Origin of the sequence: Massilia sp. Root418 (assembly GCF_001425265.1) — a bacterium.
Classification (GTDB): domain Bacteria; phylum Pseudomonadota; class Gammaproteobacteria; order Burkholderiales; family Burkholderiaceae_D; genus Rugamonas.
Genome location: NZ_LMEC01000020.1, coordinates 461,546 through 474,561 on the forward strand (window position 1 = coordinate 461,546; position 13,016 = coordinate 474,561).

Sequence of the window (13,016 nt, forward strand, 5' to 3'; positions counted from 1 at the left end):
CATGAGACACCTTCGTTTCAAGGCTGCGCTATGCCTTGGGATGCTGCTCGCCGTTACGGCGCCGCCATTCCTCAATGCCGCAGCCATCGACCCCGCCCGACAGGCCGCACCAGCCGACGGCTGGGCGGGCCAGGCCGGCGGCACCGCCGGCGGTTCCGCCGCCATCAGCAGCTACATCTACACGGTGAACAACCGCGCGCAACTGCTCGCCGCCCTCAACAACGGCGGCAACAATCCCAAGATCATCAAGCTGGTTGGCACGGTGGACATGAGCGAGGGCATCCCCTACGCCAACACCGGCGACCAGGCCGCGCGCGGCCTGATCCGCATGAAGCCCAACACCACGCTGATCGGCGACGGCGCCGGGGCCGGCATCGTCAATGGCCACATCCAGGTCACCAACATCAGCCAGGTCATCATCCGCAACCTGAAGATCGTGGCGCCGTGCGACGTGGGCCCCATCTGGGACCCGACCGACGGCGCAACCGGCAACTGGAATTCGGCCTATGACGCGATTGCCGTTTCCGGCGCCGACCACGTGTGGGTGGACCATGTAACCTTCACCGACGTGCCCGTGACCGACAACCTGCTGCCCATCGAGAACGGCAAGATCAAGCAGTGCCACGACGGCGCGCTGGACATCACCAACGCCTCCGACTACGTCACCGCCTCCTACAACGTCTTCACGCAGCACCACAAGACCAACCTGGTGGGCTCCAGCGACAGCGCCTCGGCCGACGAGGGCAAGCTGCGCGTCACCTTCAGCAACAACGTCTTCCGCGACGTCACCAGCCGCTCGCCGCGCGTGCGCTACGGCCAGGTCCACCTGTTCAACAACTACTTCGTGGGCAGCAAATCGGAAGCCATCTACGGCTACGACTACAGCGTGGGGGCCGGCTACAACGCCAAGATCCTTTCCAACGCCAACGTGTTCGAGATCGCCGGCACCAGCAACTGCGGCGAGATCGTGAAGAACCCCGGCGGCACGCCCACCGGCGCCTTCAAGGACACAGGCTCCCTGCACAACGGCGCGCCGCTGGCCGGCTGCACGGTTGCCGCCACCGCCGCCTGGACCCCGCCCTACGCCTTCAGCCCGCGCCCTGTCGCGCTGGTGAAAGCCAACGCGCTGGCGCAGGCCGGCGGCGGCAAGCTCACCACCGCCATCACCGGCACCGGCGACGTGTCGGTCGATCCCGGCCTGACGCTGACCTGCCCGGCCACCGGCCTGTACTTCTGCGACGATTTCCAGAACGGCAGCAGCGCCAACTGGGACCTGCTGCCGCTGGCCGGCCCGAACGGCAGCTTCTCCGTCAAGGCCGAAACCGTGGGCGGCACCAACAAGGTGATGCAGTACACGGCCGCCAGCACCGGCGGCGTGCTGGCCCTGCTCAAGTCCAGCGCCATGGCGGCCGTGCCGTCCGGCGACTACTTCGTCGAAGCGCGCATCAAGCCGCTCACCAACGGCACCACCGGCAACAAGCAGCTCTACCTCATCACGCGCTACGTGAACGCCACCAACTGGTATGGCGGCGGCCTGAACGTGCAAAGCTCCACCGCCAGCACCCAGGTGGAAATCGCCAAGATGCTGAACAACTCCCTGAGCCGGCCCAAGCAGGTGAAAAAGCCCATCAACATGGACGCGCAGTTCTACACCGTGCGCTTTGAAATGATCGGCAGCACCCTCACCATCTACCTGGACGGCGAATCGCTGGGCAGCATCACCGACACCGCCTTCAGCGCGCGCGGCCTGGTGGGCCTGTACACGGCCAACAAATCCTTCCAGATCGACGATGTGCGCATCGGCGACCCGGCGCTGAAACCGGCCCAGCTCACCCTGAACCCGTCCGGCACCACCTACGCCGCCGAAGCGGGCGACGCGCCGCTGCAAATTGCCGTCACCGCCGTCAAGGCCGACGGCACGGCCGACGAGTATAGCGCCAGCTCCAGCAATCCGGCCGTGGTGGCCGTGGGCGTGAACGGCGGCACGCTGACCATCACCCCGGTTGGCGCCGGCACGGCCAACATCACCGTCACCAGCGATTCCGACCCCACGCTCAAGCGCGGCATCGCCGCCACCATTGCCGCCCAGTTCGTGCAGCCGACCCAGACCTACGGCCTGGCCGGCGTGGCCAGCCCCGCCGCGCAGCAGGAAGGCGTGAACGTGGACGCCGCCCTGCAGCTGACCTTCGACAGCCCGCCCACGCTGGGCACCGGCGGCACCATCCGCATCTTCCGCAAGGTGGACGACGCGCTGGTGGACGTGGTGAAGATCAGCGGCGAGACCGAGGAAATCGGCTACGCCGGCCAGGCCGCCATCCGCAAGGTGAACAGCACGCCCGTCACCATCAGCGGCAACACACTCACCGTGCGCCCGCACAGCAACCGCCTGGCCTACGGCACCGAGTACTACGCGGCCATTTCCAACGGCACCGTGGTGGGCACGCTGGGCGGCATTCCCTTCGTCGGCATCGGCAAGCTGAGCGGCTGGAGTTTCGCCACCCGCTCCGGCCCGCCCGCCGCCTCCTCCACGCTGACCGTGGCCGCCGACGGCAGCGGCGACTTCAACACCGTGCAAGCCGCGCTGAACTTCGCCATGAAGGAGCTGCCCAAGGCCGCGCCGGTGACCATCAGCATCAGGAACGGCATCTACCAGGAGCTGCTCTACCTGCGCAACAAGGACAACGTGACCCTGAAGGGCGAGAGCCGCGACGGCGTGGTGATCCAGTACACCAACCACGAAACGCTGAACAGCGGCTCCGGTGCCAGCCAGGCGCCGGGCGCCGCCACCGCGCCCTCCGGCGGCCGCTCGGTGATGCTGGTGGAAGCGTCCGACCTGCTGCGCCTGGACACGCTCACCCTGCGCAACAGCACGCTGCGCTCGTCCGCGATTTCAGGCCAGGCCGAAACCCTCTACTTCAACAACGACGCCGGCCGCCTCACCGCCGTCAACGCCGCCTTCCTGAGCGAACAGGACACGCTGCAGCTGAAAGGCTGGTCCTGGTTCTACCACACGCTGGTGGCCGGCAATGTGGACTTCATCTGGGGCGGCAGCCGCGCGGCGCTGTTTGAAGAGAGCGAAATCCGCTCCGTGGGCGACACCTCCAGTACCACCAGCGGCGGCTACGTGCTGCAGGCGCGCGTGCCCGCCGCCACCGACAAGGGCTTCGTGTTCCTGAACAGCAGCCTGACGCACGGCCCCGGCCCCGGCCCGCTGCACGGCGACGTGCCAAACGGCGCCACCTGGCTGGCGCGCAGCCCGGGCGGCACCGCCACCTGGGATAACATCGCCTTCATCAACTGCAAGATGGACAGCCACGTCGCCCCAGCCGGCTGGGCTGGCCAGGGCGTAAACGGCCAGCCCGCGCCCAACCCGGTCACGCCCACCGCCGTCAGCGGCTGGCGCGAGTTCGGCACCACCGACCTGGCGGGTAACCCGCTGAACCTGGCCACCCGCGTAGGCGGCTTCCAGCTCAGCGCAGGCGACGTGGCGGCAGGCTTCGCCACCCGCGCGCTGGTGTTCGGCGCCTTCAACAGCAACGCCGGCTGGGACCCGCAGCCGTAAGCAGTCCGGGGGCGGCCGCGCGCCGCCCCTTCAATCACCGGCGTGAGCATTTCGGCGTTGCGACAAAAAGAATGTTGCCAATTTGGCAGGCTCGGATAATAATTGCGCGGTTTGCAAAATCCGAGCCCCCGAAATGAATTTGCGCCTCACTCCCATCGCCCTGGCGGCCGCCCTGCTCGGAACGGCCTCCGCCTCCCTCGCACAACAGCCAGTCCAGGCCAGGCCAGCCGCCAAGGAAGCTGCTAAAGAAGCTGCCAAGGAAGCCGCCCCGCCCATCACCAAGGTCGAAGTCAAGGGCAGCGCCGAGGAATACGATGCGCGCCGCGACGACACGGCCAGCAAGACCGTGATGAACCACGAAGAGATCATCAAGTACGGCGACACCAATGTGTTCGACGTGCTCAAACGCGCCCCCGGCGTGACGGTGATCGGCAACGCCATCCGCATGCGCGGCCTGGGCAACGGCTACACGCAGATCATGGTGAACGGCGAGCGCCCGCCGCCGGGCTTCACCATGGACACCCTGGCGCCGGACCAGATCGAGCGCATTGAAGTGGTGCGCGCCGCCACCGCCGAGCACTCCATGCAGGCCATTGCCGGCAGCATCAACATCGTCCTGAAAAAAGTGGTGTCCAAGCCGCAGCGCGACCTGCGCATCAACACCGCCCGCTCCGGGCAGCAGCGCAACCTGTTCATCAACGGCACCCTGGCCGACCGCGACGGCAGGCTGTCCTGGTATCTGAACGGCATGGCCACCCGCTTCCTCGGCAAGAACCCCAACCAGAGCACCGAGCAGTTCACCGCGCCGTCCGGCCAGGTGCTGCAACTGCGCGAGAAGACCACCCGCCAGAGCAATGACTCCAGCTCGGTGGGCGTGTCGCCGCGCCTGAACTGGAAACTGGAAAACGACGACCAGCTCAATCTCAGCGCATACATCCAGTCGCAGCGCTATGGCTACGGCTCGGGCACGCTGACCGCCAACCGCATCGGCAGCTTCCCCCAGCCGGACTACGTGGACCGCCAGGCCGAAGGCAGCAACCGCTCCAGCTACGGCAACGTGGACGTGAACTGGGTGGCGAAAATCGCCGGCGGCAAGCTGGACGCCAAGGCCAACATCGGCCGCGCCAACTCCGACGGTGCCAGCCGCTCCACCTCCTACACGGCGGACCGCAGGACCGTGCTGCTGCGCGAAGCCACCACCGAGTCGCAGTTCACGCATTCCGGCACCAGCGGGAAATACACGCGCACCCTGTTTGACGGCCACGCGCTGTCCACCGGCTGGGAAGCCAGCCGCCAGGGCTCGGACGACAGCAACCGCCGGGTGGAAGGCGTCATCGGCGTGGCGCCGGACCGCATCGACGAAGCCTTCAACCCGGTGGTGACCAAGGTTGCCGTGTACGCGCAGGACGAATGGAATCTCAGCAAGGACTGGTCGGTCTACCTGGGCGCGCGCTGGGAAACCATCAACACCGACAGTTCCGGCACCGGCCTGCGCACCACGGAATCGCGCAACCGCGTGCTCAGCCCCGTGGCGCAGACCCTCTATAAATTCCCGGACAAGAGCGGCCGCCAGCTGCGCCTGGCCCTCACGCGCACCTTCAAGGCGCCCAACACCGGACAGCTCAGCGCGCGCCGCTACGAGTCCGACCTGAACACCCGCTTCAACCCGGACTACAGCGGCAATCCCGATCTCAAGCCGGAACTGGCCACCGGCGTGGACCTCACCTATGAGCACTTCTTCGCGCCCGGCGCCGTGTTCTCGGTCGCCACCTCGCAGCGCAAGATCTCGGACTATATCCGCAGCAAGCTCACCCAGGACGGGCGCGGCTATTGGCTGATCCAGCCCCTCAACGACGGCAACGCCACCGTGCGCTCGCTGGACGTGGAATTGAAGTTCCCACTCAAGGCCATCATGCCGGACGCGCCGGGCTTCGACTTCCGCGCCAGCGCCAACCGCAACTGGTCGCGGGTCGACTCCGTGCCCGGCCCGGACAACCGGCTGGACCAGCAGATTCCGCTCAGCGTGGTGCTGGGCGCCGACTACCGCGAAGACAAGTACAGCGCCGGCGCCAGCCTGGCCTACCGCCAGGGCGGCCCGGTGCGCATCTCCGAGCAGCAGAGCAGCCGCCTGCAGGCGCGGCGCGAGCTGGAAGCTTATTTGCTGGTCAAGCTGCGCCCCGGCTACCAGCTGCGGCTGGCCGTCAGCAACGCGCTGGGCGAGGACAACGTGAACGACTCGCAGTACATGGACAGCAACGGCGGCAGCCGCACCTGGAGCCGCTCCCCAGGCTCGGCGCGCTTCCAGGCCAACCTGGAGATGAAGTTCTAAACCTTACTGTTTTTTGCCGAACATGGGCAGCGGCAGGGTCATGATGTCGTCGTAGGTCAGCGCCATCCGGTTCCTGTCGCGCACGTCCGCACCGATCTGTATCAGATGGTCGCGCTTGGCAAAATTGCTGGTCTTGGTTGGGTAGTACTGCTGTATGCTCTTAATCGCGATGCCAGCCCTCAGCAGATTGGCCGCCACGAAGCGCGCGTCTATGTCCGACACGTCCGCCGTGTACAGCACGGTCGTGGTCGGGTCTCCCTTCAGCGAGGGCGTGGGATTCTTGGAAATGGTCCTGATCCGCTGGCCGGACCTGTCCTTCAGTGGATACCCTAGGTTGGACACCGCCTGCAGCACGATGTCCTGGTCCACCTTGTGCGGATACACCTGGATGGTGATCCGTTCCGGTACCCGGACCTTCTCGCCGAAATTGTTCAACGACGCCTCCGCGCGCGACTTTTCCTGCGCGCTCGGTTCGGCCTGCGCGGTATTTTCCGCCTGCTTCGCGAAGCCGATCGCCAGCTTCTCGACGTAGGCCTTCCTTTCGGCGGTGTCGTTCAGCGAGGGATCATAAATCTGGGCCACGGAGATCTTGTCCAGCTCGGACAAATCGTCCACGTCCTCATCGCGGCGGCATGGATTTTTCTGGCCGTTCCGGTCCGGCGCGTACCAGCTCGGCGCGAAGTTGTACTGCATGATGGACTTGTTGTCATACCCGCCCACGTAAAAGTAGGTGTTGCCGGTATCGCCCAGTGAGCCGATCTGCGCTTTCGCATACTCGACTTTCCAGCCCTGGGACGCCGCGATGGCGGGAATATTGAACCACCCGTCGCACAGCTTGCGCTGGTGTTCATGCACCATGGCCAGGGCATGGCCGAATTCGTGGCGGACGTTGAACACATAGCCCGTCATCAGCCCTTCTTTCTTGGCACGCAGCGCGCCGACCAGGTTCATGGTGGTGGGGAAGGCGGTATTCTGGTACACCGCCTTGCCCACGTAGGACCAGTCGCCATTCTTCACCGGTATGTCCTGCTGGTTCCACAAGGCGCGCTTGTCGCCGGCGTCCAGGTTGATGCGGATGTCCGCCATCAGCTTGTAGCTGGACAGGTCGGAAAGCTGGCACATCCTCACCTTGCCGCCGGATTCGAACGCAAACTCGATTCTCGGCACGGCCGCGTGCCATACCTCGGCCAGGTCCATGATTTCCCGCTGCTGCGCCTCGGTGCCATTCCAGAAGCAAACGCTCAGCTTGGTTTTCGTCCAGCGATACCTGTCGTAGAATGTACCGCTGGCCCGCTCAATGAGGTCCGTGGACACGCCCAGCCTGCGGCTGCGGTCAGCCAGGAAATTCAGCTTGGAGCTGTTGCGCTCGGCTTCATCGACCAGCCGGTTCACCTGGATTTGCTGCGGGAAGCTGTCGTGCGCCAGGGCGTGGGCCGAGGCGAACAGGGCAAATGACAAAAACCGGGATTTCTTCATGGGTGACCTCTGATGGCAAGGCCCGATTCTGCCTCAACCGTGCGGCAATAATTCTCTCTAAAGGTCACAAGGCAGAAAAATAATGTAAACACAACACGCCTGGCCGCCACCGTCGAGGATTCCGCTGAAGCAACGCCAGGGAATTGTGCTCGTGTCATATATAATGTTGCTTTTAGAATAATTCCGTCGCGCAATGAAGGTTCGTTCCCTGCTCGCCCTGACCATCACGGTTGCCCTGGTTCCTGTGGTGGTGTTCTTTGCCGCCCCGCTCGCGCGGCTGGTAGACGCCGAACGCGACGCGGGCGTGCGCAGCCTGCAGGAGGCGGCGCGCGCCACGTCGGTGGCGGTGGACGCGCAATGGAACGAGGCGTCCGGCCTGATGCGGGCGCTGAGCGCCTCGAGCAAGCTGGAGGCCGAGCAGATGGACGCCTTCGACGCCAAAGCCCACTCGATCATGAACGGCCGCGGCGCCATCCTGGTGCTGTACGACGCCAACGGCCAGCAGCGCGTGAATACCGCCATGCCGGTCGGCACCGTGCTGCCCGACACGCGCGCCGAGCGCGAGCGCATCAGCAAACTGCTGGCCGGCACCCGCGTATCCGTCACGGACCTGATGACCGGGCCGGTGGTGCGCAGGCCTATGGTGGCGCTGGAATACCCGTTCTCGCTGGCCGAGGACCGCCAGTACGTGATGGCCTACGCCTTCGAGGCGAAGCAGATGGTCAAGGCCCTGCCGCCGCCGGACAACGAAGGCACCACCTACCTGATCTACGACAGCAAGGCCAAGCTGATCCAGTCCAACCGGTCGGGCGCGCTCATCGGCGCCGAGGCGCCGCCGGCCATTGCCGCCGCCATGCGCTCCGGGCAGAACGGCCTGGTGCCCCTGCCGGAGGGCGGCTATGCCGTGCTGGCGTCGTCCGGCATGTCCAACTGGTGGGTGGTGGTGACCGCCAGCGAGGAACGCATCGACGGCAACGCGCGCCGCATCGCGCTGCTGTCCGGCCTGGGCTTGCTGATGGCGCTGCTGCTGGCGGTGGCCACCGCCTGGGCCATCAGCGCGCGCATTGCCAAGGCCATCGGCCAGACCAGCGCGGCGGCGGGCGCCATCGGTTCCGCCCCGCCGCTGCGCCCGGCCCCGTCCGGGATTGCCGAGGTGGACGAGCTGGGCGAGAGCATCTACCAGGCCGCCCATCTGCTGGCCGAGGCGGCCGCCGAACGCGAACGGCTGCTGGTGCAGGCGCAGCACGCGCGCGAGGTGGCGGACGCGCAGAACCGCGCCAAGGACGAATTCCTGGCCATGCTGGGCCACGAGCTGCGCAACCCCATGGCGCCCATCAGCGTGGCGGCGCATATGCTGGCCATGCCCGGCCTGAGCGAGCAGCAGCTGCGCCAGGCCAGCGAGGTGATTGCGCGCCAGAGCAGCCATATGAACCGCCTGGTGAACGACCTGCTGGACGTGTCGCGCGTGACGCGCGGGCTGATCTCGCTGGACCGCAAGCCGCTCAGCATCCAGCCCGTGATCGCCAGCGCGGTGGAACAGACCGGCAGCCTGGCCGCCGGCCAGCGCCATCAACTGGCGGTGGCGCCGATGACGGAAGACCTGTGGGTGAACGGCGACGCGATCCGGCTGGTGCAGGTGCTGGCCAATCTGCTGGCCAACGCCATCAAGTATTCGCCGCCGCAGTCCGCCATCCTGGTCGAAGCCGTGCGCGACGGCGGCGACCTGCTGCTCACGGTCAGCGACAACGGCAGCGGCATCGAGGCCGGCCTGCTGCCGCGCATCTTCGACCTGTTCTCGCAAGGCGTGCGCCGGCCGGACCGCGCCGACGGCGGCCTGGGCCTGGGCCTGGCCCTGGTGCGCAAGATCGTGGAACTGCACGGCGGCAGCGTGGCAGCCTACAGCGAAGGACCCGGCCAGGGCAGCCGCTTCGTGATTCGCCTGCCCCTGCACGACATGCGCGAGGCGACCGCCGCCGCACAGTGAGCGCGCGTGACAATTCGCGTATCTCGCCGCGCCCGAATTGCGGTAAGGTAGACGGCACTTCTCAGTGCAAGCTCTCGTGGAGGTTGGCATGGCTGCAAAGCGCGTCACCCGCACGGCATTTGCGCGCCGCGCATTGTCGCTGTGCTTCTTCCCCCTGCTCACGGTAGGGCTGGGCAACGCCATCCTGCTGCGGCTGCCCCAGGCGCGCGAAACGCTGGAAGCGGTGCAAAGCTTCGACAGCGGCGCCTTCCTGTACGACGGCCCCTACTGGTATTTCCTGATGGCCCTGGCCTACTGGGCCTTCGCGGCCTGGTACTGCTCGCGCATCATGCTGGGCAAGCGCTTCCCGCTGGACGACATCGGCAACTGCGTGAGCCCGCGCTTCGCGGCCGCACTGGTGTGCTGGCTGCCGCGCGTGCTGGGCCTGATGAGCTGCGTGCCGATGACGCTGTACTTCGCCTTCAATCCCCCCGGCACCGGTTCCGGCATCGGCGTCGATACCGGCGCCGGCGCCAGCCTCCAGGCCAGGCTGTACTGGCTGCCGCTGGCCATCCTGTCCTGCGCCTTCCTGGCTTTCGTGGTGCTGCGCAAGCGGCTGTTCGGCGTGTCCGGCTGGGAGCACCGGCCCGGCTGGGCTTACCCGCGCTTCGACAAGCTGGGCGCCCTGCCGGTGGTGCTGATGGCGGCCATGGTGGCCGTCTCCTGGCTGCTGCTGCTGTCCGTCCTGCTGGGCAAGGCCGACGCCGCGCGCGCCATCGGCTCGCCGGCCCTGCTGCTGGCCGCGCTGGCCGGCTGGACCCTGTTCGGCAGCATCGCGCTGATGTACATCCCCAAGAGCCGGGGCTGGCCGGCGCTCACCTTGCTGCCCTTCCTGCTGGCCCTGGGCGCATCCTTCAACAACGAAAACCACCTGGTGGCGCAGGCAGCGGCACCCGCGCCAAGCGCCGAGCGCAGCTCGCCGGACCAGCTGATCCCCGATTTCCGCGCATGGAAAGCGAAGCACGACGCGGCGCGCCCGGGCCAGCCGGTCTACCTGGTGGCGTCGGCCGGCGGCGCATCGCGCGCGGCCTACTGGACCGGCCTGGTACTGTGGGAACTGGAGAACTTCGCGCGCGCCAGCGGGCGCAGCTTCGCGCCCAACATCTACGCCATGAGCGGCGTGTCCGGCGGCAGCCTGGGGCTGGCGGCCTTCGCCGGCGCGCTGGCCAGCCAGCCCGGCCGCCGGGACGGGCCGCTGCCGCGCGCCATGCTGGACTTCCTGGGCCAGGACTTCCTGGCCCCCGCCATCGGCTACATGCTGTATCCCGACGCGCTGGCGCGCTTCTCCGTGCTGCCCTGCACCGCCTGCGACCGGTCGCGCGGGCTGGAGGAAAGCTGGGCCGAGGACTGGCGCCGCCTGATGCCGGACGACCCCGCGCACGACTGGTTCCAGCGCAAGCTGCCCTCGCTGAAGGACGGCCAGGACGGCCTGCCCCACCTGATCCTGAACGCGGCCTCCGTCAGCGACGGCAAGCGCGTGGTGCAGTCCAACCTGGACTTCCTGCCGCCCGAAGCCTACGACCTGCTCGACAAGCGGCTCGACACCAGCCGCCTCACGCTGGCCGGCGCGGTCCACAACAGCGCGCGCTTCCCCTACATCAGCCCGGGTGGGCTGGTCTACACGCGCAGCCCCAAGGCGGAGTGGGACTACCTGGTGGACGGCGGCTACTTCGAAAACTCGGGCGTGGCCACCATCAACGCCATCCTCAACCGGCTGCGCGCCGAGCCCGGCCTGCTCAAGGCGGAGGACCGCATCGTCGTCATCGTCATCGAGAACGATCCGGTGTGGGAGCACGAGTGGCTGTGCAAGGGCGACAAGGACAACATCTGCAAGCACGACGCCACCGACGATGCCGCCAGACAGGCCGACGCGTCGAGCGCTTGCCCCGCCGCCGCGAAAACGCCGGTGCTGGCGGAAGTGACGATCCCGCCGCTGGCCCTGTACAAGAGCCGCAACGCGCGTGCGCACGCGGCCGAGGCGGAAGCCATCCGCATCCTGGGCGGCTGCAGCGCACGGCGCGTGGTGGAGCTGCGCTATCCCAAAGTGGAAGGCGAGAAGGAACCGCCGATGAGCTGGTTCCTGAACGCCGGCAGCAGGCGGATCATGGAGAAAAAGCTGGGCGCGGACGGCCCTGACGCGTCGCAGAAGGCCTACCTGGCCTTCCGCGAGCAATGGCAGCGGATGCGGAGCTACATCGCCCCGCCCGCGCCGGCAAATTAACGCAGGTTGTAGAACGCGCCGCGGCCCGGATAGGTGGCGGTGCCGCCCAGGTCTTCCTCGATGCGCAGCAGCTGGTTGTACTTGGCCATGCGGTCCGAACGGGACATGGAACCGGTCTTGATCTGCAGCGCGTTGGTGCCCNGCCCAGGTCTTCCTCGATGCGCAGCAGCTGGTTGTACTTGGCCATGCGGTCCGAACGGGACATGGAACCGGTCTTGATCTGCAGCGCGTTGGTGCCCACCGCGATGTCGGCGATGGTCGAGTCTTCGGTTTCGCCCGAACGGTGCGAGATCACGGCGGTGTAGCCGGCGCGCTTGGCCATTTCAATCGCGGCGAAGGTCTCGGTCAGGGTGCCGATCTGGTTGATCTTGATCAGGATGGAGTTGGCGATGCCCTTCTGGATGCCCTCCTTCAGGATCTTGGTGTTGGTGACGAACAGGTCGTCGCCCACCAGCTGCACGCGCTTGCCCAGCGCTTCGGTCAGGATGGCCCAGCCTTCCCAGTCGCCTTCGGCCATGGCGTCCTCGATCGACACGATGGGGTACTTGTCGCACCAGGACGCCAGCAGGCTGGTGAACTCGGCCGCGCTCAGGCTCAGGCCCTCGCCTTCCAGTTCGTACTTGCCGTTCTTGTGGAATTCGCTTGCTGCGCAGTCCAGGCCCAGCGCGATCTGCTCGCCCGGCTTGTAGCCCGCTTCCTCGATGGCCTGGATGATCAGCTTGATCGCCTCTTCGTGCGAAGACACCGACGGCGCAAAGCCGCCTTCATCGCCCACGGCCGTGGTCAGGCCCTGCTTGTGCAGGATCTTCTTCAGCGTGTGGAACACCTCGGCGCCGTAGCGGATGGCTTCCTTGAACGACGGTGCACCCACCGGGATGATCATGAACTCCTGGATGTCCAGGTTGTTGTCGGCGTGCGCGCCGCCGTTAATCACGTTCATCATCGGCACCGGCATTTCCATGCCGCCCGAGCCGCCGAAGTAGCGGTACAGCGGCAGGCCAGCTTCCTCGGCCGCCGCCTTGGCCACGGCCATGGACACGGCCAGGGTGGCGTTGGCGCCCAGGCGCGACTTGTTCTCGGTGCCATCGAGGTCGATCAGGGTACGGTCGATGAAAGCCTGCTCGTTGGCGTCCAGGCCGATGATGGCTTCGGCGATCTCGGTATTGATGTTCTCGCAGGCCTGCAGCACGCCCTTGCCGAAGTAGCGCTTCGGATCGCCGTCGCGCAGCTCGATGGCCTCGCGCGAGCCGGTGGACGCGCCCGACGGCACAGCCGCACGGCCGGTGACGCCGGACTCCAGCAGCACGTCGCATTCAACGGTGGGATTGCCGCGCGAATCGATGATCTCGCGCGCAATAACGTCAACAATTGCAGTCATTCCAACTCCCAGAAAAGGTGATACGTA

The 13,016-nt window shown here is 66.7% G+C and carries 6 protein-coding genes and 1 pseudogene; 4 read left to right on the forward strand and 3 right to left on the reverse strand.

The features are described 5' to 3' along the window. The first annotated feature begins 1 nt into the window (after nt 1). Both ASC94_RS14525 and ASC94_RS14530 read left to right on the forward strand, forming a co-directional pair. Nucleotides 2-3,562: a pectinesterase family protein gene (locus tag ASC94_RS14525; RefSeq protein ID WP_157201453.1), complete on the forward strand. Its 3,561-nt coding sequence runs from the start codon at nt 2-4 to the stop codon at nt 3,560-3,562. A gap of 133 nt (nt 3,563-3,695) precedes the next feature. Further along, the gene (locus tag ASC94_RS14530; RefSeq protein WP_056395959.1) at nt 3,696-5,891 is read left to right on the forward strand and encodes a TonB-dependent siderophore receptor; all 2,196 of its coding nucleotides are present in this window, start codon (nt 3,696-3,698) and stop codon (nt 5,889-5,891) included. 3 nt (nt 5,892-5,894) lie between these two features. On the opposite strand, the gene ASC94_RS14535 is transcribed toward ASC94_RS14530, so the two are convergent. Further along, a complete protein-coding gene (locus tag ASC94_RS14535) occupies nt 5,895-7,367 on the reverse strand; it encodes a M12 family metallopeptidase (RefSeq protein WP_056395961.1) in 1,473 nt (490 codons plus the stop codon). A 193-nt stretch (nt 7,368-7,560) separates the two neighbouring features. Between ASC94_RS14535 and ASC94_RS14540 the strand changes: the two genes are divergently transcribed. Continuing rightward, nucleotides 7,561-9,351, forward strand: coding sequence for a sensor histidine kinase KdpD (locus ASC94_RS14540; protein ID WP_056395963.1), 1,791 nt, complete (start codon nt 7,561-7,563; stop codon nt 9,349-9,351). Between the two features lie 88 nt (nt 9,352-9,439). Further along, nucleotides 9,440-11,611, forward strand: a complete 2,172-nt coding sequence (locus ASC94_RS14545) for a hypothetical protein (protein WP_056395966.1) — start codon at nt 9,440-9,442, stop codon at nt 11,609-11,611. Here the strand turns inward: ASC94_RS14545 and ASC94_RS33715 are convergent. Both ASC94_RS33715 and eno read right to left on the reverse strand, forming a co-directional pair. After that, nucleotides 11,608-11,718: a hypothetical protein gene (locus ASC94_RS33715; protein ID WP_373888119.1), complete on the reverse strand. Its 111-nt coding sequence runs from the start codon at nt 11,716-11,718 to the stop codon at nt 11,608-11,610. The two genes, ASC94_RS14545 and ASC94_RS33715, sit on opposite strands and share 4 nt — an antisense overlap. Nucleotides 11,719-11,753: 35 nt before the next feature. Then, a pseudogene (eno, locus tag ASC94_RS14550) lies at nt 11,754-12,989 on the reverse strand (phosphopyruvate hydratase); the annotation flags it as partial. Nucleotides 12,990-13,016 lie beyond the last annotated feature (27 nt).